At 62.7% G+C, this 649-nt stretch carries 2 protein-coding genes; both read right to left on the bottom strand.

Translation table 11 applies throughout. The annotated features are described in order from the left end of the window. Nucleotides 1-208 precede the first annotated feature (208 nt). Nucleotides 209-535 carry an OB-fold nucleic acid binding domain-containing protein gene (locus tag H0485_RS21305; RefSeq protein WP_354002476.1) on the bottom strand — a complete coding sequence of 109 codons (327 nt, stop codon included), beginning with the start codon at nt 533-535 and terminating at the stop codon, nt 209-211. Beyond that, on the bottom strand, nt 468-611 hold the full coding sequence (locus tag H0485_RS22135; protein ID WP_494338146.1) for an Lrp/AsnC ligand binding domain-containing protein: 144 nt from the start codon (nt 609-611) through the stop codon (nt 468-470). Before H0485_RS22135 ends, H0485_RS21305 begins: the two co-directional genes overlap by 68 nt. Between the last annotated feature and the right edge of the window lie 38 nt (nt 612-649).

The following is a 649-nucleotide window of genomic DNA, read 5'->3' as shown; positions in this document are numbered from 1 at the left end:
CGCGCTGTCCGGGAATGGGTTGCGGCCCGCAATCAGCTGGCCATAATGTTCACCGGGCGTTTCGACGCCTGACCGTATCTGATAACCGCGTGGCCCCGATCAGATACACAGACTTTCAGACACTCCCCCCGGTCGGCGACCTCATTGGACCGGCACCATAGCTGCGCAGCTCTCACAACACCGTATGTCAAATCCGCAGTCTCCGCCGTCAATGGAAGTCCCTGCTCGGGAACAGCTTCTTCGCCTGCTCCCTCGGGTGCCGCGCCCTGCCAACTGTTCGGGTGGGCCTGACGGTCTCCCCTGCCCTCTCAGACTCAGCCCCGATCCGCAGCTGATGCCCGATGGTGGAAAGCCGGACCGACAGATCCTCGATGCGTTCGGCGATCAGATGGGTCACCTGCCCGTCACGCTCGATCCTGCCCGTCACCCGCAACAGCCGTCCAGCAACCACGGCGGCGCGGAACGCCTCATAGACCTTCTTCCAGACCACGACATTCGCGGTTCCGGTCTCGTCCTCGATGGTGCCGATAGTCATCGAGATCGCGGGCCACAACGCGCAGCAGAAAGTCGCAATCGCCCGCCATCAGGTGGCACTCGACAATTTGCGGCAGGGCGCTGACGGCATTGCTGAAGTGGTTGACGGTTTCGA

The organism is Pseudogemmobacter faecipullorum, assembly GCF_020539525.1.
In the GTDB taxonomy this organism is placed as follows: Bacteria; Pseudomonadota; Alphaproteobacteria; order Rhodobacterales; family Rhodobacteraceae; genus Pseudogemmobacter; species Pseudogemmobacter faecipullorum.
Note: the sequence above shows the minus strand (reverse complement) of the source record. Positions and strands in the feature narration are given on the sequence as shown.